The sequence below is a fragment of the Cupriavidus sp. IDO genome (genome assembly GCF_000812465.1).
In the GTDB taxonomy this organism is placed as follows: Bacteria; Pseudomonadota; Gammaproteobacteria; order Burkholderiales; family Burkholderiaceae; genus Cupriavidus.
Genome location: NZ_JWMA01000033.1, coordinates 25,499 through 47,886 on the forward strand (window position 1 = coordinate 25,499; position 22,388 = coordinate 47,886).

Consider the following 22,388-nt stretch of genomic DNA (forward strand, 5'->3'; position numbering starts at 1 on the left):
ACCGAAAGGCCCCGCAGCGATGCGGGGCCCTTTCATTTGGCGCGCCACTTTACCGGCCGGGCTCAGGCAAAGGGATTGAGCAACGTCGCGCCGGTGCCGGCAAAATCGTCCACATTGCGCGTGACGAGCGTCAGATCATGAATCAGCGCTGTTGCGGCAATGAATTTGTCGAGCGCATGCTCGGCCCGGCGCACGCGCAGCCTGCCCCAGACCTGGGCGATGTCCGCATCCACCGGCAGGATGTACTGCGCGAACTCGTCCAGCACACGCTGCCCAGCCACCGCTCCAGCCTGTCCGCCTGCGATACGTCGCCCCGATGGCGAATCAGCGCAACCCCGCGCCGCAGTTCGCCCACGGTCAGTACCGACAGATAGAGCGCGGCGTTGTCCCGGATTGCCTGCCGAAAGAAGTCGCGCACGCCGCACAAGCCTTCGCGACGCCGTCAGCCATGGGCATGCCGCGCGCCAAACACCACCCGCAGCCCGGTCGGCATCATCGTGAAGCCAAAGGCCTCGTCGACCGGCCCCGAGCCCGGCGCGTGACTAAGCATGAATTGCCGGCACACCATCGACAGCGCAGCCTTGATCTCGAGCAGGGCCAGGCTGCGGCCCGGGCACAGGCGTGGCCCCGAGCCGAAGGGCACGAAGCCGCTGCGATGATGGGCCGCGGCCGAGTCTTCCAGCCAGCGCTCCGGCCGGAACTCGCGGGCGGCGGCGAAGCTGCTGTCGCTGAGGACGTTGGGCCGGGTCAGCAGCATGATTGTGGTGCCTCGCGGCAGCAGGTATCCGCCAATCTCGACGTCTTCGTTGGGCTCGAGAAAGAAGAGCGGTGCAACCGGCTTGAGGCGCAGCGATTCTTGCGCCACCGCGTCGATGTAGACGAGCCGCGCGGCGTCCCCGAAGTCTTTGAGCACATAGCTCTCGCCCAGCACGGCATCCGCCTCTTGCTGCATCTTGCGCTGGACCGCGGGGCTGCAGCACATGAAGTGCATCATCCAGGCGATGGTATTGGCGGTGGTGTCTTCGCCCGCCAGCAGCATGGTGAAGATATTGGCATACAGCTCGTCATCGCTGAGCGGGGCCTCGCCCGCCGCCTGCGCGGCGATCATGGCTTCCAGGAAATTGCTGGGATGTGCCGCGCGGTCCGGAGATTGCGCGAGCCGCCGGCGCGCCGCCGCGATGAATTCGCCAATCGCATCGCGTGCCGCCTCCACGGCACGGTCGAATGCGCGGTCGGCCGGCAGCCGGAAGTAGTGCCAGTACGGAAACGGCGCATTCACGCGCTGGCTGACCATTGGCAGGATTTGCTGGAGGTGTTGCTGGATGGTGCCGCCCTCGCGCTCCAGGGTGTTCATGTCATAGCCGAAGGCCAGGCTGGTGGTGACATCGACCGTGTATCGCATCAGGTCGCGCTGCACGTCGACCGGCCACCGGTTGGCGGCGGCCTGTTCCCAACGATGCTTCAGTCTCAGGGTAACGACGGCAAGGGTCGGAAAGAAGTCGCGCAGGTGCTGGGCGTCGAGTGCTTGCGCGACGGGCCGGCGCTGCCTGCGCCAGTCCGCACCTTCGGCGGAAAACACGCCCACGCTGCCGATTTCGCGCGACAGTGCTTCGATGGCGCTGGCCCGGCGAAAGGTCTCGGGCCGGTCGTGAAGGATCCGGTCGATCCATTCGCCATGCGAAATCACCACGACCGGGCGGCGCATCAGGTTGAACCGGTAGATCGGACCGTATGCGTCGCACCATCGCTCGAGGTCGATGTGGAGCTGGGTTTTCCGCAACTGGAGGGTGCTGCCCAGCAATGGGAGGCCCTTCGGGCCCGGGAGCTCTGACAACGATCGCGCCGGGGTACCGGCGGCCGCCGTAGCCGAATCCAGTCCGCTTTGCTGCGCAGCCTGGCGCTTCCAGGCGAGGATCTCGGCACGATCCAGAAACAATTCTCCGCCTGCGACCATGGCGGTGAAGCGCTGCAGGCAGACATCGGGCTGGTCGACCTTCACGCCCGATGCACAGGCGAATCGCCAGCCATGCCCGCGGCACGTCAGGATGCCGCCGTCGATAGTGCCTTCCGCCAGCAATGTGCCCCGATGCGGGCAGCGGCCCTGGTAGGCCGAGACCGCGCCGCCATGGCGGACCAGCACGATGTCAACGCCCTCGACCTGCGCCGGCAGGGCACTGCCCTCGCTGAGGGCGACGGCGGACGCCACCCGCACCCTGTCGCCGGCGCTGATCGGTTCATGGCGCGCAGCCATGTCACTGCTTGCCCGAAGGATCATCCTTGGGGTCGAGGTAGTTGATGTCGAGCGGACCCATGCCGTTCACCTGGATGACTGTCGGCGCCTTGGAGAAGGCATAGTGGTGCGCCTTGGCCGGCAGGTAGTGGAATCCGCCGGCTTTCAGCGCCTGCGCCTGCGAGGTATCCATCTTGTCGCCGCCGCCCAGGTAGAGCGCTCCCGAAATGACGGTCAGGTATTCGGATTGCGTGTGCCAGTGCGGCGGGATCTTGTATCCGGCCGGTGTCTTGATGCGGATCACGAACGGCCCTTCCTTGCCGGGGTCGCCATAGAGCACCGCAAGTTTCGCGCCCTTGGGCAGCGACGGCGGCGCGTCACCCCACTTCACAGCGGCGGGATTCATCATTTCCATGCCGGCCATGGCGGATTCCTCGGCGGCGGCCGGCAGGATGGCGAGCGCGCAAAGCAGGGCTGCGCCCATCAGTGAGAGTTGCGGTGCGAACCGCAGGAGTCGCGTGTTCATCGTCTTCTCCTTGTTGTATCGGCGCCGGCTCCGGAGGCGGCCGAAGGTGGCCACCGCCTTCTTATAGAGGCTGCCGTGCAATCATCGTAGTGAAGCGCGCCCGGCTTACAAGCCCACAATGGCTTGAGGGCTGCGGCGTCCGCGGCTTATGCCGAATCCGGCGCAAGGGCACGCGGAAAGTGCGGTTTCGCTATCCTGGCTGCGCGCGGGGGAAGTGATCATCGATGCGCCGCTGGTCAATACGAGCCAAGAAAAAGGCCCCGCAGAACTGCGGGGCCTGCGGGGCCTTCTTTCGTGCCGGCTGTCTGGCCGGGCGCTAGTCAGTTCTTCTTCTCGAACTCGAACTGTGGCGCTGCCGGCTCCGGTGACGGCGCGGCACCTGGCAGTTCCAGCGAACCCGGCGGGGTGGCCATTCCCGGTGCCGATGCCGGTTTCTCCGGCTCCCCGCCAAGCGGGATGCTTACCTCCGCCGCGTTGCTGTGTTTCAGCGAGCCCTTGTCCAGCAGGCCGGTCACCATGCCTGGCCAGAACATCACCAGCAGCACCATCACCAGCTGCAGGCCCACCCAGGGGAGGGCGCCCCAGTAGATGTCGGAACTCTTCACTTCCTTCGGCGCGATGCCGCGCAGGTAGAACAGCGCGAAGCCGAACGGCGGGTGCATGAACGAGGTCTGCATGTTCACGCACAGCATCACGCCAAACCAGACCAGCGCGGCCGTGGCGGCGGCTTCGGGGTTGCCGCCCATGGAATCCATCACCACCGGTGTCAGCACCTTCACGGCCACCGGGGCCAGCATGGGCACCACGATAAAGGCGATCTCGAAGAAATCGAGGAAGAAGGCCAGGAAGAAGATGAACAGGTTCACCACGATCAGGAACCCGATCCAGCCGCCCGGCAGCGAGGTGAACAGGTGCTCCACCCACGCGCCGCCGTCCACGCCCTGGAACACCACCGAGAAGCAGGTGGAGCCGATCAGGATGAACACCACCATGGCCGTGATGCGTGCGGTGGACTGGTAGGCTTCGACGATCAGCAGGCGCAGCTCGGTCAGTTGGCCGGCGCGCAGCAGCAGCCAGAGAATGACCAGGTACATGACCGCCAGCGGGATGCGGAAGGCATGCGAGCCGAACGCGAAGATGCCGACTGCGGCCGCCACCAGCGCAGCGCCGAGGCCGATGCGGTAGATGCTGCGGTCAATCTTGTTGAAGCCCTTGTCGCGGATCACCGCCAGCACCAGCGCGCCTACCGCACCCATTGCCCCCGACTCGGTCGGCGTCGCGATGCCCAGCATGATCGTGCCCAGCACCAGGAAGATCAGCACCGCGCAGGGGATGATGCCGCGCAAGCATTTGCGCCAGAGCGCCCAGCCCCGCAGCGTGCGGGCTTCGGCGGGCACCGGCGGCAGCCAGTCGGGCTTGAAGCGCGCCAGCAGGAAGGTATAGAGCGCGAACAGCGCAATCTGCACCACCGACGGACCCCATGCACCGAGGTACATGCTGCCGACGTCGGCACTCCCCATCGGCGTCTTGAGCTGGTCAGCCAGCACCACCAGCACCAGCGACGGCGGCACCAGCTGCGTGATAGTGCCCGACGCTGCCAGCACGCCGGTGGCGTACTTCATGTTGTAGCGGTAGCGCATCATCACCGGCAGCGAGATCATCGCCATCGCAATGACCTGGGCTGCCACCGTGCCGGTAATGGCGCCGAGAATAAAGCCGACGATAATGACCGAATAACCGAGGCCGCCGCGCACCGGGCCGAACAGCTGGCCCATGGAGTCCAGCATGTCTTCCGCCAGCCCGCATTTCTCCAGGATGGCGCCCATGAAGGTGAAGAAGGGAATGGCAAGCAGCAGCTCGTTGGCCAGCACGCTGCCGAACACGCGGCTCGGCACGGCCTGCAGGAAGCTGATCGGGAAATAGCCCCATTCAATGGCCAGGAAGCCGAAGGCCAGCCCGACGGCGGAAAGCGAAAATGCGACCGGGAACCCGATCAGCATGAATACCACCAGGCCGCCGAACATCAGCGGCGGCATATATTCCAACGGAATCATTGCACCGGCCTCTCGTATTTCGATTCGATACGCACCAGGCCTTTCAGGGCGGCGATGCGCTTGATCAGTTCGGACACGCCTTGCAAAGCGAGCAAGGCGAAGCCGACGGGCACCGCCAGCTTGATCGGGTAACGCGGCAGGCCGCCGGAGTTACCGGATTGCTCGAGGATGCGCCACGAGGGCAGGAACAGGGAATCCCACGACAGCCAGGTGAACAGGATGGCCGAGGGCAGCAGGAAGACAATGATGCCGAAGATGTCGATCCAGTGCTGCGCGCGTTCGGACACGTTGCCGTAGATCAGGTCTACGCGTACATGCTCGTTGCGCTGGAAGGTGTAAGAGGCGCCAAACATCACGGCAACGGCAAACATGTACCACTGCAGTTCGAGTGGCCAGTTATCGCTCAAGTTGAAGCCGTAACGCAGGAGGGCGTTGCCTGCGCTGATCAGGCACGAAAGCAGGATCATGATGTTTGCAAGCCTGCCTGTGTACTGATTCAACCTGTCGATCTGTCGTGACAGACCAAGCAAGTAATACATGGGTTGTCTCCCCGGTTTTTGCGGCGATTAGTTTATCTGTAACAAATTGATGCGGCGCTAGGGGCTATTACCTACGGACATTGACGACATTGCGCCAGGGGTACGATGCATAAAGAAAAAAGCCACCGGGCTGCCGCCGCGGTGGCTTTTTCTTGCGCAGAACTTACGCGAAACTTACGACGCCATGCGAAATCAGAGCGCTGCGCGTGCGGCAGCGATGGCTGCCCGCACCTGCGCCGGGGCGGTGCCGCCGATATGGTCGCGTGCGGCGACCGAACCTTCCAGCGTCAGCACGGTATGCACGTCGTCGCCGATCAGCGCGGCCTTGTCGCCTAGGCCCGAGACATCGCGCAGCTCCGCCACGGTCAGGTCGGCCAGGTCGCACTGGCGGTCGTCGCAGGCGCGCACGGCGTGGGCCACGGCTTCGTGGGCGTCGCGGAAGGGCAGGCCCTTCTTCACGAGATAGTCGGCCAGGTCGGTGGCGGTGGCATAGCCCTGCAGCGCTGCGGCGCGCATCGCGTCCGGCTTCACGGTGATGCCCGGCACCATGTCGGCGAAAATGCGCAGCGTGTCGACCACGGTGTCGACCGTATCGAACAGCGGCTCCTTGTCTTCCTGGTTGTCCTTGTTGTACGCCAGCGGCTGGCCCTTCATCAGCGTCAGCAGGCCGATCAGGTGGCCGTTGACGCGGCCGGTCTTGCCGCGCGCCAGCTCGGGCACGTCCGGGTTCTTCTTCTGCGGCATGATCGAGCTGCCGGTGCAGAAGCGGTCGGCGATGTCGATAAAGCCCACGCGCGGGCTCATCCACAGCACCAGTTCTTCGGAGAAGCGCGACACATGCGTCATCACCAGCGCGGCGGCTGCGCAGAATTCGATGGCGAAGTCGCGGTCCGACACGGCGTCGAGCGAGTTGCGGCAGACGCCGTCAAAGCCCAGTTGCTGCGCGACGAATTCGCGGTTGATCGGGTAGCTGGTGCCGGCCAGCGCCGCGGCGCCCAGCGGCAGGCGGTTGACGCGCTTGCGGCAGTCGGCCATGCGCTCGGCATCGCGCGTGAACATTTCCACGTAGGCCAGCAGGTGGTGGCCGAAGGTGACCGGCTGCGCCACCTGCAGGTGGGTGAAGCCGGGCAGGATGGTGTCGGCGTTCTTGTCGGCCAGGTCCAGCAGCGCGCCGCGCAGGGCGCCCAGCAGGACGATGATGTTGTCGATCTCGCTGCGCAGCCACAGGCGGATATCGGTCGCGACCTGGTCATTGCGCGAGCGGCCGGTGTGCAGGCGCTTGCCGGCATCGCCCACCAGCGCGGTCAGGCGTGCCTCGATGTTCAGGTGGACGTCTTCCAGGTCGAGCTTCCACTCGAAGTTGCCGGCCTCGATCTCACCCTTGATCTGCGCCATGCCGCGCTCGATCTCGGCGCGGTCGGCCTCGGCGATGATGCCTTGCTTGGCCAGCATGGCCGCGTGCGCCAGCGAGCCCTGGATGTCGAACAGGGCCAGGCGCTTGTCGAAGAACACCGAGGCGGTGTAGCGCTTCACCAGGTCGGACATCGGTTCGGAGAAGCGGGCGGACCAGGCTTCGCCTTTCTTGGCAAGTTGGGAGGTCATGGGCGGTCAGGCTGAAGTGCTGAGGTGGAGTTTCGCGCGCGGGGCGACCGGCAGGCTGCGGCCATGCGCGAGGAAATTGCGGAAAACGGAGATTATATCGCCCGCGGGCCCCTTGGCGGCGCCCGCCGCCTCGTCTCAGAGCCGGTTGTGGATCACCGGTCCCTTGAATACCACCGGGCCGCTTGGCCCGTCCGCATTGGGGGAGCCGCCCGGCGGTTCGATGCTGACCGCCAGCACGGGGATCGCGTCGGGAAATTGCGCCAGCGCGAGACGGGCTTCCGGTGCCCGCCCGATCACGCCCAGGGACTGCGGCTTGCCGCCTGCCGGCAGCGCCCACAGTTGCAGGACTTGCCGGTCCGTGAGCGCCAGGTGATCCAGGCGCCTTACGATCAGGCTGCGCGCGCGGGCGTCCCACGACACCAGCAGGGCCGGCTGCGCGCGGTCGTCGTTTAGAACGGCCACGGTGCTGAGCTGCGGAGCGGTTTCCTCCGGCGGCGCGAGCCGTAGTCCGACGCCCACGGCCAGCACTGTCACGACCGCCATCGCCGCCGTGGCGCCGCGCCAGAAGACCGGGGCGGCCCAAAGCCGCTGCCACCATGCCTGCGGAGGCAGGCTTGCTTCCGGTGCTGCTTTCCAGCCCAGCCGCTGCTCGATGCCGCACCACAGCTTGTCGACCGGCTCGGTGCCGGCCTGCAGTTCGGCCACGCCGGCGAGCCTTGCCTGCCAGTGGCTGATCGCTGCGCGCACGCTGGGCTCTTCGCGCGCCATCTGCTCCAGCCGCCGCCGCGCGCCGCCGCGCAGCACGCCCAGCGCGTACTGCGCCGCCAGGCGATCAAGCAGGTCGGGGTGGCGAACCAGCCTCATGACGCCCCCTCCAGGCAGGTGCGCAGCCGCTCCAGCCCGCGCCGGACCCACGATTTGACGGTGCCGAGCGGTGCCCGCAGGCGCGCGGCAAGCTCGGCGTGGCTCAGGTCCTGCAGGTAGGCCAGCACGATGGCCTGGCGCTGCGACTGCTCCAGCCGCTGCAGGCAGCGGTTCAGGGCGCGCGCCTGCTGGCTGGCATCCGCCAGCTCGGCCGGGCCCGCGGCATCGTCGGCGAGCCATTCGCCCAGGTCATCATCGAGTTCCACTGTCTGGGAAACGCGGGCCGCGGCTGCCCGGCGCAGGCAGTCCAGCGCGCGGTTGCGCACGATCGTGGTCATCCAGGTCATCGGCGCGGCCAGGTGCGGCCGGTAGTCGCCGGCGTGGTGCCAGATGCTGACAAAGCTTTCTTGCACGACATCCTCCGCCCAATCCCGCCTGGCAGTGATACGCAGCGCAAGGCCGAACAGTTTCGTCGCGGTCAGGTCATAGAGCCCGCGCAGAGCCTGGCGGTCGCCCAGGGCCACGCTCTGCAGCAACGTCGCAAGCCGGTCGGCATCTACCGGCAGGGCATAAGAGGATGGTTCGGGGGAAGGGGGCACCGGGGCGGTTCCTCGCAGGGCTCTGCCGGATTATAGGCAGGCGACGCTGCATCCGAGTGCGCGGCGAGTGCGTAGAAGTGACAGGCGCAAGCCAGGCACCCCCGGCCGCGGGGCGCCCCGTCTTCATCCCTCACAGGAGAACACCATGGACCGCATGTCACAGATGCCCGCGCAGATTGCACGCGAAGGCGAAACCATCATCACGCTGCCGGATGCCCGCCGGCGCGGCTTGCTGAAGGTGCCCGGGCTGTTCGCGCTGGGCTCGCTGGCCGTGCTGAGCCTGGGTGAATCGATGCCCGCATGGGCGCAGACCCAGTCGGGCAGCACCAAGGACGACGTCAACATCCTCAACGTGGCGCTCGGGCTGGAATACCAGGCGATTGCCGCCTACCAGGTCGGCGCCGAAAGCGGGCTGCTGCAGAAGCCGGTGCTCGATACCGCGGTGAAATTCCAGGGCCACCACAAGGCGCACGCGCAGGTGCTGGCGGGAACGGTATCGAAATTGGGCGGGTCGCCGGTGATGGCGAAGAAGCCGTCGGAGTACGCCTTCCCGACCGGCCAGCTCAAGACCCAGGCCGACGTGCTGCGCTTTGCCGCCGGGCTGGAAAAGGGCGCCACCGCCGCCTACCTGGGCGTGTTGCCGAACTTCTACAACCGGGACCTGACCAAGGCCGCCGGCAGCATCCTCGGTGACGAGGCCATGCACTGGGCCATCTTGCTGCACGTTCTGGGTGAAGACCCGGTGCCGGGTGCGTTTGTGGGGTAACGGGGCGCAAACGGACCTATTGTTTTCTCCCTCTCCCGCTTGCGGGAGAGGGGCGGGGGAGAGGGCTGGCGTTGGCAGGACTGCCGGGATTCAAATTCCCGCAGGGTCCGGCAAGTGGTGAACCGGGCACCATCATGCTGGCAGGCGCCTGCCCTCTCCCCCGGCCCCTCTCCCATTCATGGGAGAGGGAGAAAACCCCAGGCATGCAGTTGATCAGCCCGTATTCCGCAGCCCCGCCGCCACCCCGTTGATCGTGAGGTGGATGCCACGCCGTACGCGGATGTCGTCGCCGTCCTTACCCGAGCGGAAGCGCTTGAGCAGCTCGACCTGCAAGTGGTTCAGCGGGTCGAGATAGGCAAAGCGGTTCTTGATCGAGCGCGCCAGCAGCGGGTTGTCCGCCAGCCGTTCCTGATGGCCGGTGACCAGCGCCAGCATGTCGCAGGTCAGGTGCCATTCCTTGCTGATGCGCGCGAACACGTTCTTGCGCAGCGCGGCGTCGTCGCACAGTTGCGCATAGCGCGAGGCCACCGCCAGGTCAGTCTTGGCCAGCACCATGTCCATGTTGGACAGCAGCGTGGAGAAGAACGGCCAGGCCTTGACCATGCGGCGCAGCGTGGTGACGCAGGCCTTGCGCGACTTGTCGTCGGGCGCGGCATCGACCATGGCCTTGACCGCGCTGCCGAAGCCGTACCAGCCCGGCAGCAGCAGGCGGCACTGGCCCCACGAGAAGCCCCAGGGAATCGCGCGCAGGTCTTCGATGCGGCGGTGCTTCTTGTCCATCAGCTTGCGCGAGGCCGGACGCGAACCGAGGTTCAGGTCGGCAATCTCGGTGATCGGCGTGGTGGCAAAGAAGTAGTCCTTGAAGCCGGGTGTTTCGTAGACCAGGTCGCGGTACGCGGCGAACGCGCTGTCGGACAGCTGCTGCATCACCGCCTCGAACGCGGCCAGGTCCTTCGGCGCGTTCTGCGTTGGCAGCAGCGAGGCCTCCAGCGTGGCCGCGATCACCGTTTCCAGGTTGCGCCGGCCGATTTCGGCATTGGCGAACTTGCTGTTGATGATCTCGCCCTGCTCGGTCAGGCGGATCTGCCCGTTCACCGTGCCCGGCGGCTGCGACAGGATGGCCTGGTAGGTCGGGCCGCCGCCGCGGCCGACGGTGCCGCCGCGGCCGTGGAACAGGCGCAGCGTGACCTTGCGCTGCTCGAACAGCTGCACCAGCGCCAGTTCGGCCTTGTACAGCTCCCAGTTCGACGTCAGGAAGCCGCCATCCTTGTTCGAGTCCGAGTAACCGAGCATGACTTCCTGCTCGACGCCGTGGTGCGCGATGATCGAATCGAAGCCCGGCAGGTCCAGCAGCGACTGCATGATGCCGGCGGCGTTGCGCAAGTCTTCGATCGTCTCGAACAGCGGGATCACCATCAGCTCGGCGCGCGCCGGATCGGTCTTGCTGCCCAGCGTGCCTTGCAGCATGCCGGCTTCCTTCTGCAGCAGCAGGACTTCGACCAGGTCGGACAGCGTTTCGGTGTGCGAGATGATGTAGTTGCGCGCCACCCGCTTGCCGTACCGGGCGCGCAGGTCACGTGCCATCGCCAGGATGGCCAGTTCCTTGCGGGTCTGCTCCGAGTACTCGTGCCACGGCAGGGTCAGCAGGCGCGGTTGGCGAAGTTCAGCCAGCAGCAGCTCCAGCTTGCGCGATTCCGGCAGCGACGCATAGTCGGCGGCAACACCCGCAGCGGCAAACAGCTCGGCGATCACCGCCTCATGCACATCCGAGACCTGGCGCATGTCGACCGAGGCCAGGTGGAAGCCGAAGATGCCGATGGCGCGCGCGAGCGCGTCGATGCGGCCGTTGGCCAGCGCGTGGCCGTGGTGGGCGCGCAGGGAATCGACCACGACCTGCACGTCGGCGGCCAGGGCTTCGGCGCTGGCGTAAGGCTCGGCGTCGGCAACCGGGTCGCGCGGCGCGGCGTGCCCGGTCAGGGTCTTGGAGGTAGCCGCAAGACGCGCGTAGATGCCGATCAGGGCCCGGCGATAGGGTTCGTCGGCGCGATGCGCGGAATGGTCCGGCGAGCTTTCGGCCAGCGCCAGCAGTTCGGGGCTCGCGTCGACCATCAGCGTCGACATCGACAGTTCGGCGCCCAGCGTGTGTACTTCGTCCAGGTACCAGCTCAGGATCAGCCGCGACTGCTGTCCGGCGGCATGCTCAAGCGTCTCGGCCGTGACGTTCGGATTGCCGTCGCGGTCGCCGCCGATCCACGAGCCCATCTGCAGGAACGGCGCGAGCGGTGCCGGCTCGGCGGCGCCCGCCGCACCCTTGCGCTTGCGCGTGGCCGGGAACACCGCTGCGATGTCTTCCTCCAGCTCGCTCATCAGCTGCGGAATGCCGCGCAGGAACGTGGTCCGGTAGTAGGACAGCGCATTCTCGATCTCGTCTTCCACCGTCAGGCGCGAGTCGCGCAGCATGCGGGTCTGCCACAGCGTGGTGACCTTGGCGCGCAGTTGCGCCGTATTGTGGTCACGCTCGCGCGCGGTCATCGGCAGGTCGCGCTCGGCCAGCAGGCGGGCGATCTCGCGCTCGGCGTCGAGAATACTCTTGCGCTGGACTTCAGTCGGGTGCGCGGTCAGCACCGGCACGATCAGCGCCTCATCGAGGAATTTGCGCAGCTGCTTGCCGGTTACGCCGGCGGCGTCGATGGCTTCCAGCGCATGCGCCAGGCTGCCTGCCTGCGGCGGCGAACCGGCCAGCGCATGGACGCGGCGGCGGCGGTTGTGATGCTGGTCCTCGGCGATATTGGCCAGGTGCGAGAAGTAGCTGAACGCCCGCACCACCTGGTTGGTCTGGTCGCGCGACAGGCGCTTGAGCAGGCGGTCGAGCTCGGCGCCGGCAGCGCGGTCGTTCTCGCGGCGGAAGCGCACGGCGGTCTGGCGGATGGTCTCGACCACTTCGAAGGCGGTGTCGCCTTCCTGCTCGCGCAGGCAATCGCCCAGCAGGCGGCCCAGGAAACGGATGTCCTCGCGCAGCGGCAGGTCCTTGTCGGCGGCGCGGCGGGCGGGCTGCGCGGTGGTCGTTCCGTTGTCAGACACGACTGAAAGCTTCGGCTTGCTGGTGCTCTTCGCTGCGCCGCGGGCGGCGGAGCGGGGGGATTTGGGGTTCGGTGCGCCGTTAGCGTCACTCTGGCCTGAGGCCGGGGCGGGGGCTTGTTCACGGGCGGCCGGTGCGGTGCGTCGGCCGGTGGGGCGCGCAGCATGCTGCGTCATGCAATCTCCTCGGTACTCTTATTTAATGGGGCGGAGCGGCTATTGGGTCGCGTGCTACCATTGGCGGATGCAAGCACCCGCCATCCCGTCTTCCTCCACCGCTATGTCTCGCAACGTTCCGCACAAGCTTGTTATTGCCTCCCGCGAGAGCCGTCTGGCTATGTGGCAGGCCGAATTCGTGCGTGCTGCATTGCAACAATACTATCCCGCGTGCGATGTGTCCATTCTTGGCATGACCACGCGCGGAGACCAGATTCTAGACCGTACTTTGTCCAAGGTTGGCGGCAAGGGTTTGTTTGTCAAGGAGCTGGAGTTCGCCATGGCCGAAGGCCGTGCCGACCTGGCGGTGCACTCGCTCAAGGATGTGCCGATGGAGTTGCCGGAGGGGTTCGTCCTGACGGCCGTGATGGAGCGCGAAGATCCGCGCGATGCGCTGGTGTCGCCGGCCTTTGCCTCGCTCGACGAGATGCCGGCGGGCACCGTGGTCGGCACCTCCAGCCTGCGCCGGGAAGCTGCCCTGCGCAGCCGCTATCCGCACCTGGTCATCAAGCCGCTGCGCGGCAACCTCGACACCCGCCTGGGCAAGCTCGATCGCGGCGAATACGGCGCCATCATCCTGGCTGCGGCAGGGCTCAAGCGGCTCGGACTGGGCGAGCGCATCCGTGCCCTGATCGGACCCGAGGCCTCTCTGCCCGCGGCCGGGCAGGGCGCACTCGGCATCGAGATCCCGTCAGGCCGTCCTGAACTGGCCGAATGGCTGGCGCCCCTGAACCACCAGCCGACCGCGCTGGCGGTGACGGCCGAGCGCGCGGTGTCGCGCAGGCTTGGCGGTTCATGCCAGGTTCCGCTGGCGGCCCACGCCAGCTGGAACGGCGCACAGTTGCAGCTCGATGCCTTCGCTGCCTTGCCCGACGGCACGCGCAGCGTGCGCGCCCACGCCGCCGGCCCGGTGACGGATGCGGCGATGGCCGAGGCGCTCGGTGACGCGGTGGCCCGCGACCTGCTGTCCCTGGGCGCCGGCGACATCCTCGCCGCGCTGGCCGATCCCCCGAATTCCCAAGCTCCTGCCTGAGGCTGGCCTATGCCCCGCCCGACTGTCGTTGTCACACGACCCGCCGGGCAGTCCCGGCAACTGACCGAGGCCCTGCAGGCCGCCGGCCTGGACGTGCTCGGCTTTCCCCTGCTGGCGATTGGCCCCGCCGCCGACGAGGCGCCACTGCGCGCCGCGCTGGCGCGGCTGACCGATTTCGCCCTGGTCGTCTTCGTCAGTCCCAACGCCGTTGCCTACGCGCTCGAGGCCCTGGCCTCGGTGCAGGGCAGCGCCACGCCGCAATGGCCGCCTGAAGTACCGGTGGCGGTGGTGGGCCCGGCCAGCGTGACGGCATTGGCCGAGCGCGGTATCAGCACGCCAAGCCATCGGATCATCGCTCCGGCGGGCGCGGACGAGACTAACCACGACGCCAACGGCGAAACACCGCGCTTCGATTCCGAAGCCCTGTGGGCGCAACTGGATCCGTCGGCGCTCAACGGGCGCGAAGTCCTGATCGTGCGCGGCAACGGCGGCCGCGACTGGCTGGGCGACCGGCTGCGCGAAGCCGGAGCAAGGGTGCTCGCGGTGGAGGCCTACCAGCGCACGCTGCCCGAGCCCGGCACCATGCAGTGGCAGGCCGTGCGCGAGGGCCTGCGCGCGGGCGCAACGCCCCAGGCCTGGCTGCTGACCAGTTCCGAAGCCGTGCGCAATCTCGATGAACTGGCCCGGCAGAACCTGTCGCCGCAGGAACTGGCCTGCCTGAGACAGGTGCAGTGCATCGCGCCGCATGCGAGAATTGTCGAACAGGCGGCCGCGCTGGGTTTCACCCGGGTCATGCGCGCTGCGCCGGGCGACGCCGGTCTGCTGGCGGCATGCACGCAGTGGGCCGATTCTTATGCGGGTCCAGCGCCAGCCAGCGCCGCCCAGCTTGCCGAAGCAAAGCCGGCGCCTGCGCCGGAGCCGGAACCGCCGCCCGCACAACCGCCTGCAACGTCAACGAAGGTCGAACGCGTGACGCAAGAATCTACGTCCTCCTCCGCTACTCCGCCGCCCACAGCGGCGCCGCTCCCGCCGGCGGGCACGCCGCATCGCCGCCCGGCTGCCCTGTGGGCACTGGTTGCCGTGCTGGTGGTTGCCACCGCCGGCGGTTTCTGGTGGCTGCAACAACGGGTTGACCACCTGACGGAAGAACTGGCCAAGCGCCAGCAGAACAACGATGCGCTGGTCCAGGAGACCCGCGTGTTGTCGCGCAACGCGCAGGACACCGTCAAGGAGTTGCAGGCCAAGGTCGGCGCGCTCGACGGGCAGGTTGGTGAAACCCGCGACAAGCAGGCTGCGCTCGAGCAGGTATACCAGGACCTGATGCGCAACCGCGACGACTGGGAAATTGCCGAGATCCAGCAACTGCTGACCAATGCCGGCCAGCAGCTCCAGCTGACCGGCAACGTGCAGGTCGCGCTGGCCGCGCTGCAAAGCGCCGATGCCCGCCTGGCGCGCACCGACAAGCCGCAGTACAACCTGCTGCGCCGGGCCATTGCCCGCGACATCGCGCGCATGAAGGCGGTGCCCGATACCGACCTGACCGGCGCGGCGATCAAGCTGGACGAAGCCATCAACCAGGTCGACACGCTGCCGCTGCTGTCGAGCGAACGCATGCTCGAGCGCAGCGAGGCGGCCGACGCCCGCAAGGACGCCGCGAAGGGCGCTCCGGCGGCGCCAGCCAATGGCGGTGCCAGCAACTGGTTCGGGCGCCTGTGGGACTTTGTGCGCGAGGAATTCGCGCAGGTCATCCGCGTGCGCAAGGTCGATGATGCCGAGGCCCTGCTGCTGTCCGGCGACCAGGGCTGGTTCCTGCGCGAGAACGTCAAGCTGCGGCTGCTCAATGCGCGGCTGGCCCTGCTGTCGCGCAACGAGCCGGTGTTCCGCAACGACCTGGCGGCCGCGCAGGCCATGATCGGCCGGTATTTCGACACCAAGTCGCGCCGCGTGCAGGCGGTGCTGACCCTGCTCAAGCAAGCCCAGGCCGGCGCTGTCACGGTGCAGCTGCCGACCATGGCAGAGAGCCTTGGCGCATTGCGCGCCCTGAAGAAGGAGTAGCGATGCGCCTTCTTTTCTGGGTAACGGTACTGTTCGGAGGCGCCGTCGGGCTGGCGCTGTTCACGCAGTTCAACCACAGCAATGTGGTGCTCTTCTATCCGCCGTACCGGGTCGAGCTGTCTTTGAACCTGGCGCTGGCCTTGCTGCTGCTGGTCTTCTTCGTCGTCTGGACCATCCTGACCACCGTCCGGCACCTGTCGGAAATGCCGGCCCGCGCCGCCGCCTACCGCGAACGCAGCCGCATGAACAAGGCCCAGGCGGCCCTGCGCGAGTCGATCGAGAACCTGTTCGCCGGGCGCTTTGCCCGGGCCGAACGCGCCGCGCGCGACGCCCAGGCATGGGAAGACCAGGCCCAGACGGCGGCGCTGGTCGGTGCCCGCGCGGCCCACCGCATGCAGGAAACCGAGCGGCGCGATGCCTGGATGGCGCAGGTCACCGACCCCGAGCGCGAGCAGGCGCGGCTGGTCTCGATGGCCGAGTTGCTGGTCGATGCCCGCGACGCCGAAGGCGCGCTCGAAACCATCGCGCAGCTGCAGTCGCAGGGCGGCCGCCAGATCCACGTGCAGCGCATTGCCCTGCGCGCGCACCAGCACCTGAAGAACTGGTCCGAGGTCCTGCGCCTGGCGCGCTCGCTGGAAAAACGCAACGCCCTGCATCCGGTGCTGGCGCTGCGCCTCAAGCAGATGGCGTGCGAGGCGATGCTCGACGAACGGCGCAACGACAGCGAGGCGCTCTACGCCTTCTGGCGCACGCTCTCGGCCGATGAGCGGCGCACGGCGCGCATCGCCGAGCCGGCGGCGCGCTACTTCGCGGCGCTGGGCCGCCAGAATGAGGCGCGCCGCATCGTCGAGGATGCGCTCAAGGCCAACTGGGACAGCAGGCTGGTGTTGCGATACGCCGACTGCGCCGAGCCCGGCCACGCACTGCCGCAGATCCAGCAGGCCGAGAGATGGCTGGTCGAGCATCCGGCAGATGCGGATCTCTATTACACGCTGGGTGTGCTGTGCCTGGGCGAAAAGCTCTGGGGCAAAGCCCAGTCGAATTTCGAACGCGCGCTGAAATATGCCGATTCGGACCGGCAGAGCCGCCTGCGCGTGCGCGCCCATCTGGCGCTGGCAAGGCTGTTCGAAGAAACCGAGCGGCCGGCCGAGGCCCAGCGGCATTACCGCGAAAGCGCGATGCTGGCGGCGTGAGCAGGTGCCGGGTGCCCGCACAGGCTTCCCGGCCGGCAACGACATTCCGCACCGATCGTTCAGTGCGCCAAGGGCTCCGGCTGGGGCCCTTCATCATTTCTGACTGACATGACTCTTGACCGCATTCTTCAATCCCAGGGCTTCGGCACGCGCCGCTACTGCGGCGACCTGATCGCCGCCGGACTGGTGGAGGTCAATGGCACGCTGTGCGAAGACCCGCGCGCCCAGTTCGAGGTCGACGGCCTGCGCCTGACCGTCGACGGCGAAGAATGGCTGGCCTGCACCAAGGCCTACCTGATGCTGAACAAGCCCGCCGGCTACGAGTGCTCGCAGCGCCCGCGCCACCATCCCAGCGTGTACAACTTGCTGCCGGTGCCGCTGCGCCAGCGCGAGGTGCAGGCAGTGGGGCGCCTGGACCATGACACCACCGGCCTGCTGTTGCTGACGGACGACGGCCAGTTCATCCACGCCCAGACTTCGCCCAAGCGCAAGGTGCCGAAGATCTATGAGGTCACCACCGCGGAACCGGTCACGGAAGCGCAGGCCGAAGCCCTGCGCGCCGGTGTGAAGCTGGACGACGAACCGGCGCCGATCGCCGCCGAAGGCTGCGAGATCACCGGCGAACGCAGCCTGCGGCTGACCCTGGTGCAAGGCAAGTACCATCAGGTCAAGCGCATGGTGGCGGCTGCCGGGAACCATGTGACCGGCCTGCACCGCAGCGCCATCGGCGGCCTGAGCCTGGATCCGGCGCTGCCGGAAGGCGAGTGGCGCTGGCTGACCGCCGAGGATCTTGCGGCACTGACACGCAAGGACTGAGTTGCTGCACTGCAGCGCGCGGCAATCTTTTCCGGAACTGCCCCGGCGATTTGATAAAATGCAAGGCATGGCGAAGCCCGAAGCACCCATCAATCTGACCAATCAGTTCCTGATTGCCATGCCTGGCATGGCCGATCCGACCTTTTCGGGTTCCGTTGTCTATCTCTGCGAACACAACGAGCGTGGCGCGCTGGGCCTGGTGATCAACCGGCCCATCGACATCGACATGGCCACGCTGTTCGACAAAATCGATCTCAAGCTCGAAATCCAGCCCGTGGCGCACCAGCCGGTCTACTTCGGCGGCCCGGTGCAGACCGAACGCGGCTTTGTGCTGCATGACCCGGTCGGCGTCTACGTCTCTTCGCTGGCCGTGCCCGGCGGCCTGGAAATGACCACCTCCAAGGATGTGCTCGAAGCCGTGGCCAACGGTAGCGGCCCGCATCGCTTCCTGCTCACGCTGGGCTATGCCGGCTGGGGCGCGGGGCAGCTGGAGGAAGAGTTGAGCCGTAATGGCTGGCTGACCGTACAGGCAGACCCCGAGATCATCTTCAGCGTTCCGCCCGAGGACCGCTTCGCCGCCGCCATCCGCCTGCTGGGCATCGACATCACCATGCTCTCGGGCGAGGCAGGGCATGCCTGACGAGGTGGGGCGCGAACTGCCCCGCGACGGCACGGTCCTGGCATTCGACTACGGCGAAAAAAAGATCGGCGTCGCGCTGGGCAACTTCATCACGCGGCAGGCCACTGCCCTGACCATCCTTCCCAATATCACTGTCGAAGGTCGCTTCGAGGCCGTTGCCGCGCTCATTCGGGAATGGACGCCGGTGCAACTCGTGGTTGGCATGCCGTACAACCCGGAGGGCGGCGAGCAGCCTTCGATGCGGCTTGCACGGCGCTTCGGCAACCAGCTCAACGGCCGCTTCGGCCTGCCGGTGGAATGGGTGGATGAACGCTATTCCTCGCGCCTCGCTGCCATGGCCGGCGCGCGCCGGGGCGAGCTCGATGCCGAAGCCGCCCGCATCATCCTGCAACAGTATTTCGACCAGCATCTGCTATGACCCAGATTCCCAATCCCGACGCCGAAGCGCTCTACCGCACGCTGCGCGACCAGGTGCAGGCGATGATCCCGGACGGCGAGCGTGCCCAGTGGTCGGTTGCCGGCATCTATTCCGGGGGTGCCTGGATTGCCGAGCGGCTGGCGGCGGACCTGAAGCTGCCTGACCACGGCGTGATCAACGTGGCCTTCCATCGTGACGACTACGCCAAGAAGGGCCTGCACAGCCAGGCCCAGCCGACCACGCTGCCGTTCGACGTGCAGGACCGCAAGATCCTGCTGATCGATGATGTGCTGGCCACCGGGCGCACCATCCGCGCCGCTGTCAACGAACTGTTCGACTATGGCCGTCCCGCGCGCGTGGCGCTGGCCGTGCTGGTGGACCGCGGCGGTCGCGAGTTGCCGATGACCGCCGATCTGGCCGCCGCGCAGATCGAGCTGCCGCGGGGCCGCACACTGGTGCTGTCGCACCAGGGCGAAGGCGCCGCCATGCGGTTCGCCTTCACCACCGAAGCCACCGCCGCCTGAGCTGGCCCGGACCACCACCATCGAGACCAGACCCTACCCCGATTTTTGCCCGCGCCCGACCAGCCATGACCAAGACGTTCCGCAACCCGCAGCTGACCAAGAACGGCGAACTGAAGCACCTGCTGTCGATCGAGGGGTTGTCGCGTGACATGATCACGCACATCCTCGATACCGCCAGCCAGTTCGTCTCGCTGTCAGATTCCGACCGCGATGTAAAAAAGGTGCCGCTGCTGCGCGGCAAAAGCGTGTTCAACCTGTTCTTCGAGAACTCCACGCGCACCCGCACCACCTTCGAGATCGCCGCCAAGCGGCTGTCGGCGGACGTGCTGAACCTGAACATCAACGCCTCGTCCACCAGCAAGGGCGAGTCGCTGCTCGACACCATCAACAACCTGTCGGCGATGTCGGCCGACATGTTCGTGGTGCGCCATGCCAGCTCCGGCGCGCCGTACCTGATCGCCGAACACGTCGCGCCGCACGTGCACGTCATCAATGCCGGCGACGGCCGCCATGCGCACCCCACCCAGGGGCTGCTGGACATGTACACGATCCGGCATTTCAAGAAGGATTTCACCAAGCTGACGGTGGCCATCGTCGGCGACATCCTGCACTCGCGGGTGGCGCGCTCGGACATTCATGCGCTCACCACGCTGGGTGTGCCCGAGGTGCGGGCCATCGGTCCTCGCACCCTGCTGCCTTCCGGCCTGGAGCAGATGGGTGTGCGCGTCTTCCACAACATGGAAGAGGGCCTCAAGGGTGTGGACGTGGTGATCATGCTTCGCCTGCAGAACGAGCGCATGAGCGGGGCGCTGCTGCCGTCCGCACAGGAATATTTCAAGGCCTACGGCCTGACGCCCGAGCGCCTGGCGCTGGCCAGCCGCGATGCCATCGTGATGCACCCGGGACCGATGAACCGCGGCGTGGAAATCGATTCCGCCGTGGCAGACGGCCCGCAGTCGGTGATCCTGAACCAGGTGACCTTCGGCATTGCCGTGCGCATGGCCGTGATGGGCATCGTGGCAGGAAACAGCGACTGAAGCGACTGATGACGCAGTCGAGCCAGAACACTTCGAACAAGCCAAGCGACACGACAAGCCAAGCTATGAAGATTCACATCCAGGGCGGCCGCCTGATCGATCCGGCCGCGCAGACCGATGCCCGGCAGGACCTCTACATCGCCGCCGGCAAGATCGTCGGCGTGGGCAGCGCGCCGGCGGACTTCCACGCCAACAAGACCATTGACGCAGACGGGCTGATCGTGTGCCCGGGCCTGGTCGACCTCTCGGCCCGGCTGCGCGAGCCCGGCTACGAATACAAGGCCACGCTCGAATCGGAGGTGGCCGCCGCTGCCGCCGGTGGTGTCACCAGCCTGGTCTGCCCGCCCGACACCGATCCGGTGCTGGACGAGCCGGGCCTGGTCGAGATGCTCAAGTTCCGCGCACGCACGCTCAACCAGACCCACGTCTACCCGCTGGGCGCGCTGACGCTTGGACTGAAGGGCGAAATCCTGACCGAAATGGGCCAGCTGACCGAGGCCGGCTGCGTCGGCTTCAGCCAGGCCGAGGCGCCGGTGCGCAATACGCAGGTGCTGCTGCGCGCGCTGCAATACGCGCAGACCTTCGGCTATACGGTGTGGCTGCGCCCGGAAGACCCGTTCCTCGGCGGCGGCGTGGCTGCCAGCGGGGCGGTGGCGTCGCGGCTCGGCCTGTCGGGCGTGTCGGTGATCGCCGAAACCGTGCGCCTGCATACGATTTTCGAGCTGATGCGCTCCACCGGCGCTCGCGTGCACCTGTGCCGCCTGTCGTCGGCCGCCGGCCTCGAACTCGTGCGCCAGGCCAAGCGCGAAGGCCTGAAAGTGACTTGCGACGTCAATATCCATCACGTCTCGCTGACCGACATGGATATCGGCTACTTCAACTCGCAGATGCGCTTCTCCCCGCCACTGCGCAGCGGCCGCGACCGCGACGCCATCGTGACGGCACTGGCGGACGGCACCATCGACGCCCTCTGCTCGGACCACACGCCGGTCGACGACGACGAGAAACTGCTGCCGTTCGCCGAGGCATCGCCGGGCGCAACCGGCCTGGAGCTGCTGCTGCCGCTGACCCTGCGCTGGGCCACCGAGCACAAGGTTCCGCTCGCCAAGGCGCTGGCGTGCATCACCTCCGAGCCGGCCCGCGTGATCGGCCTGCCCGCGGGGTCGCTCGCCGTCGGGAACCCGGCCGATATCTGCATCTTCGATCCGAAGCAGATGTGGAAGGTCGAACGCCGCTCGCTCAAGAGCCAGGGCAAGAACTCGCCGTGGCTCGGCTACGAGATGGAAGGCAAGGTGCGCATGACGCTGGTCGGCGGGCACGTGGTGCACGGTAACAACCACTGAGCCACATGATCTGGCTGCGTAAGACGGCACTGGTTCTGCACCTGCTGCGCGGGGTGCTGACTTGCGCCATCGTGTTCCCGTGGCTCGGCGTCCGCTCGCGCGAATGGCACATCCGCCGCTGGTCGCGCCGGCTGCTGCGAATCTGCAACGTGGATCTCGAGGTGGTCGGTGCGGCGCCGGAAGGCGCGAGCCGGCACGGTGCGCTGGTGGTTTCCAACCATATCTCGTGGCTGGACATCTACGTCATCCATTGCTGGCAGCCCGTGCGCTTCGTCGCCAAGTCGGAAATCCGCAGCTGGCCGCTGGTCGGCTGGCTTTGCGAAAAGACCGGCACCATCTTCATCGAGCGCGCCCGCAAGCGCGATGCGCATCGGGTACTGCATGACATCACCGATGTGATGCTGCAAGGCGACCTAGTCGGTGTATTTCCCGAAGGGACGACAACCGACGGCACCAGTGTGCTCCCGTTCCACGCCAACCTGATGCAGGCGCCGATTTCAGGCGGTCTGCCGGTGCAGCCGCTGGGACTCAGCTATCTGGATGCCGCCACAGGAAAGCCGACGCTGGCGCCGGCTTATATCGGCGACCTGACCCTGCTGCAGTGCCTGAACGCGATCCTGCGTGCGCCACGGATCAAGGCCCGGCTGACCGTAGGCCCGACCTTGCTCGCAACATCCGACAGCCGCCGCGAACTCGCCGAATCGGCACGCGAAGTGGTGAGCCACCTCAGCCAGGGCGCACAGGAACAGGCCGCCGCCGCGGCAAGCCGGTTGAACGGCGCGAGCACGGCCGCAGCCAGCGCTTCCGCGCCGGCCACTGCCATCAGCTAGGCCGCCTGTCGTCCCCGCTCAGGCG

The 22,388-nt window shown here is 67.1% G+C and carries 19 protein-coding genes and 1 pseudogene; 11 read left to right on the forward strand and 9 right to left on the reverse strand.

What is annotated here, in order from left to right; genetic code table 11:
* Positions 1–62: 62 nt before the first annotated feature.
* From RM96_RS10535 to RM96_RS10570, 8 genes and pseudogenes are all read right to left on the reverse strand, one after another.
* A pseudogene (locus tag RM96_RS10535) lies at positions 63–427 on the reverse strand (type II toxin-antitoxin system VapC family toxin).
* Positions 428–442: 15 nt separating this feature from the next.
* Entirely contained in the window at positions 443–2,251 is a 1,809-nt protein-coding gene (locus RM96_RS10540) for a cytochrome P450 (protein WP_052279443.1), read from the reverse strand.
* 1 nt (position 2,252) lies between these two features.
* Positions 2,253–2,756 (reverse strand): cupin domain-containing protein, encoded by a 504-nt coding sequence (locus RM96_RS10545; protein WP_039010335.1) that lies wholly within the window; start codon positions 2,754–2,756, stop codon positions 2,253–2,255.
* Positions 2,757–3,076: 320 nt separating this feature from the next.
* Positions 3,077–4,810, reverse strand: a complete 1,734-nt coding sequence (locus RM96_RS10550; RefSeq protein ID WP_039010336.1) for a TRAP transporter large permease — start codon at positions 4,808–4,810, stop codon at positions 3,077–3,079.
* Positions 4,807–5,349, reverse strand: coding sequence for a TRAP transporter small permease subunit (locus tag RM96_RS10555; protein ID WP_039010337.1), 543 nt, complete (start codon positions 5,347–5,349; stop codon positions 4,807–4,809). Before RM96_RS10555 ends, RM96_RS10550 begins: the two co-directional genes overlap by 4 nt.
* A 192-nt stretch (positions 5,350–5,541) precedes the next feature.
* The gene (argH, locus tag RM96_RS10560) at positions 5,542–6,951 is read right to left on the reverse strand and encodes an argininosuccinate lyase (RefSeq protein WP_039010338.1); all 1,410 of its coding nucleotides are present in this window, start codon (positions 6,949–6,951) and stop codon (positions 5,542–5,544) included.
* 135 nt (positions 6,952–7,086) lie between these two features.
* On the reverse strand, positions 7,087–7,815 hold the full coding sequence (locus RM96_RS10565; protein WP_039010339.1) for an anti-sigma factor: 729 nt from the start codon (positions 7,813–7,815) through the stop codon (positions 7,087–7,089).
* Complete coding sequence (locus RM96_RS10570) at positions 7,812–8,414, reverse strand: sigma-70 family RNA polymerase sigma factor (RefSeq protein WP_039010340.1); 603 nt, start codon at positions 8,412–8,414, stop codon at positions 7,812–7,814. The genes RM96_RS10565 and RM96_RS10570 overlap by 4 nt, the downstream gene beginning before the upstream one ends.
* Positions 8,415–8,568: 154 nt before the next feature.
* Here RM96_RS10570 and RM96_RS10575 point away from each other — a divergent pair, with 154 nt between their 5' ends.
* Positions 8,569–9,180: a ferritin-like domain-containing protein gene (locus RM96_RS10575; RefSeq protein ID WP_238587225.1), complete on the forward strand. Its 612-nt coding sequence runs from the start codon at positions 8,569–8,571 to the stop codon at positions 9,178–9,180.
* Positions 9,181–9,393: 213 nt separating this feature from the next.
* On the opposite strand, the gene ppc is transcribed toward RM96_RS10575, so the two are convergent.
* Positions 9,394–12,435, reverse strand: a complete 3,042-nt coding sequence (ppc, locus tag RM96_RS10580) for a phosphoenolpyruvate carboxylase (RefSeq protein WP_039010342.1) — start codon at positions 12,433–12,435, stop codon at positions 9,394–9,396.
* 67 nt (positions 12,436–12,502) lie between these two features.
* On the opposite strand from ppc, the gene hemC reads away from it, so the two are divergent.
* From hemC to RM96_RS10630, 10 genes are all read left to right on the forward strand, one after another.
* The gene (gene hemC / locus RM96_RS10585; RefSeq protein WP_039010343.1) at positions 12,503–13,507 is read left to right on the forward strand and encodes a hydroxymethylbilane synthase; all 1,005 of its coding nucleotides are present in this window, start codon (positions 12,503–12,505) and stop codon (positions 13,505–13,507) included.
* A gap of 9 nt (positions 13,508–13,516) precedes the next feature.
* Positions 13,517–15,562 carry a fused uroporphyrinogen-III synthase HemD/membrane protein HemX gene (gene hemDX, locus RM96_RS10590; RefSeq protein WP_039010344.1) on the forward strand — a complete coding sequence of 682 codons (2,046 nt, stop codon included), beginning with the start codon at positions 13,517–13,519 and terminating at the stop codon, positions 15,560–15,562.
* Positions 15,563–15,564: 2 nt separating this feature from the next.
* Positions 15,565–16,755, forward strand: a complete 1,191-nt coding sequence (locus RM96_RS10595) for a heme biosynthesis protein HemY (RefSeq protein WP_039010345.1) — start codon at positions 15,565–15,567, stop codon at positions 16,753–16,755.
* Positions 16,756–16,863: 108 nt separating this feature from the next.
* Entirely contained in the window at positions 16,864–17,571 is a 708-nt protein-coding gene (locus RM96_RS10600) for a pseudouridine synthase (protein WP_039010346.1), read from the forward strand.
* A 67-nt stretch (positions 17,572–17,638) separates the two neighbouring features.
* Positions 17,639–18,211, forward strand: a complete 573-nt coding sequence (locus RM96_RS10605; protein WP_039010437.1) for a YqgE/AlgH family protein — start codon at positions 17,639–17,641, stop codon at positions 18,209–18,211.
* Positions 18,204–18,629 carry a Holliday junction resolvase RuvX gene (ruvX, locus tag RM96_RS10610; protein ID WP_039010347.1) on the forward strand — a complete coding sequence of 142 codons (426 nt, stop codon included), beginning with the start codon at positions 18,204–18,206 and terminating at the stop codon, positions 18,627–18,629. Before RM96_RS10605 ends, ruvX begins: the two co-directional genes overlap by 8 nt.
* Positions 18,626–19,153, forward strand: a complete 528-nt coding sequence (gene pyrR, locus RM96_RS10615; RefSeq protein WP_039010348.1) for a bifunctional pyr operon transcriptional regulator/uracil phosphoribosyltransferase PyrR — start codon at positions 18,626–18,628, stop codon at positions 19,151–19,153. The genes ruvX and pyrR overlap by 4 nt, the downstream gene beginning before the upstream one ends.
* Before the next feature lie 65 nt (positions 19,154–19,218).
* The gene (locus RM96_RS10620; protein WP_039010349.1) at positions 19,219–20,190 is read left to right on the forward strand and encodes an aspartate carbamoyltransferase catalytic subunit; all 972 of its coding nucleotides are present in this window, start codon (positions 19,219–19,221) and stop codon (positions 20,188–20,190) included.
* A 65-nt stretch (positions 20,191–20,255) separates the two neighbouring features.
* The gene (locus RM96_RS10625; protein ID WP_039010438.1) at positions 20,256–21,533 is read left to right on the forward strand and encodes a dihydroorotase; all 1,278 of its coding nucleotides are present in this window, start codon (positions 20,256–20,258) and stop codon (positions 21,531–21,533) included.
* A gap of 5 nt (positions 21,534–21,538) precedes the next feature.
* The gene (locus RM96_RS10630; RefSeq protein ID WP_039010350.1) at positions 21,539–22,363 is read left to right on the forward strand and encodes a lysophospholipid acyltransferase family protein; all 825 of its coding nucleotides are present in this window, start codon (positions 21,539–21,541) and stop codon (positions 22,361–22,363) included.
* Positions 22,364–22,388: the final 25 nt, after the last annotated feature.

Excerpts from the sequence above, each read along its gene's own strand:
- RM96_RS10620 (WP_039010349.1), top strand. The coding sequence starts at position 19,219 with ATGACCAAGACGTTCCGCAACCCGCAGCTGACCAAGAACGGCGAACTG.
- RM96_RS10550 (WP_039010336.1), bottom strand. The coding sequence starts at position 4,810 with ATGATTCCGTTGGAATATATGCCGCCGCTGATGTTCGGCGGCCTGGTG.
- ppc (WP_039010342.1), bottom strand. The coding sequence starts at position 12,435 with ATGACGCAGCATGCTGCGCGCCCCACCGGCCGACGCACCGCACCGGCC.
- RM96_RS10540 (WP_052279443.1), bottom strand. The coding sequence starts at position 2,251 with ATGGCTGCGCGCCATGAACCGATCAGCGCCGGCGACAGGGTGCGGGTG.
- hemDX (WP_039010344.1), top strand. The coding sequence starts at position 13,517 with ATGCCCCGCCCGACTGTCGTTGTCACACGACCCGCCGGGCAGTCCCGG.
- pyrR (WP_039010348.1), top strand. The coding sequence starts at position 18,626 with ATGACCCAGATTCCCAATCCCGACGCCGAAGCGCTCTACCGCACGCTG.
- RM96_RS10630 (WP_039010350.1), top strand. The coding sequence starts at position 21,539 with ATGATCTGGCTGCGTAAGACGGCACTGGTTCTGCACCTGCTGCGCGGG.
- RM96_RS10555 (WP_039010337.1), bottom strand. The coding sequence starts at position 5,349 with ATGTATTACTTGCTTGGTCTGTCACGACAGATCGACAGGTTGAATCAG.
- RM96_RS10605 (WP_039010437.1), top strand. The coding sequence starts at position 17,639 with ATGGCGAAGCCCGAAGCACCCATCAATCTGACCAATCAGTTCCTGATT.
- RM96_RS10545 (WP_039010335.1), bottom strand. The coding sequence starts at position 2,756 with ATGAACACGCGACTCCTGCGGTTCGCACCGCAACTCTCACTGATGGGC.
- RM96_RS10625 (WP_039010438.1), top strand. The coding sequence starts at position 20,256 with ATGAAGATTCACATCCAGGGCGGCCGCCTGATCGATCCGGCCGCGCAG.
- RM96_RS10600 (WP_039010346.1), top strand. The coding sequence starts at position 16,864 with ATGACTCTTGACCGCATTCTTCAATCCCAGGGCTTCGGCACGCGCCGC.
- RM96_RS10595 (WP_039010345.1), top strand. The coding sequence starts at position 15,565 with ATGCGCCTTCTTTTCTGGGTAACGGTACTGTTCGGAGGCGCCGTCGGG.
- hemC (WP_039010343.1), top strand. The coding sequence starts at position 12,503 with ATGCAAGCACCCGCCATCCCGTCTTCCTCCACCGCTATGTCTCGCAAC.
- RM96_RS10565 (WP_039010339.1), bottom strand. The coding sequence starts at position 7,815 with ATGAGGCTGGTTCGCCACCCCGACCTGCTTGATCGCCTGGCGGCGCAG.
- RM96_RS10575 (WP_238587225.1), top strand. The coding sequence starts at position 8,569 with ATGTCACAGATGCCCGCGCAGATTGCACGCGAAGGCGAAACCATCATC.
- ruvX (WP_039010347.1), top strand. The coding sequence starts at position 18,204 with ATGCCTGACGAGGTGGGGCGCGAACTGCCCCGCGACGGCACGGTCCTG.
- argH (WP_039010338.1), bottom strand. The coding sequence starts at position 6,951 with ATGACCTCCCAACTTGCCAAGAAAGGCGAAGCCTGGTCCGCCCGCTTC.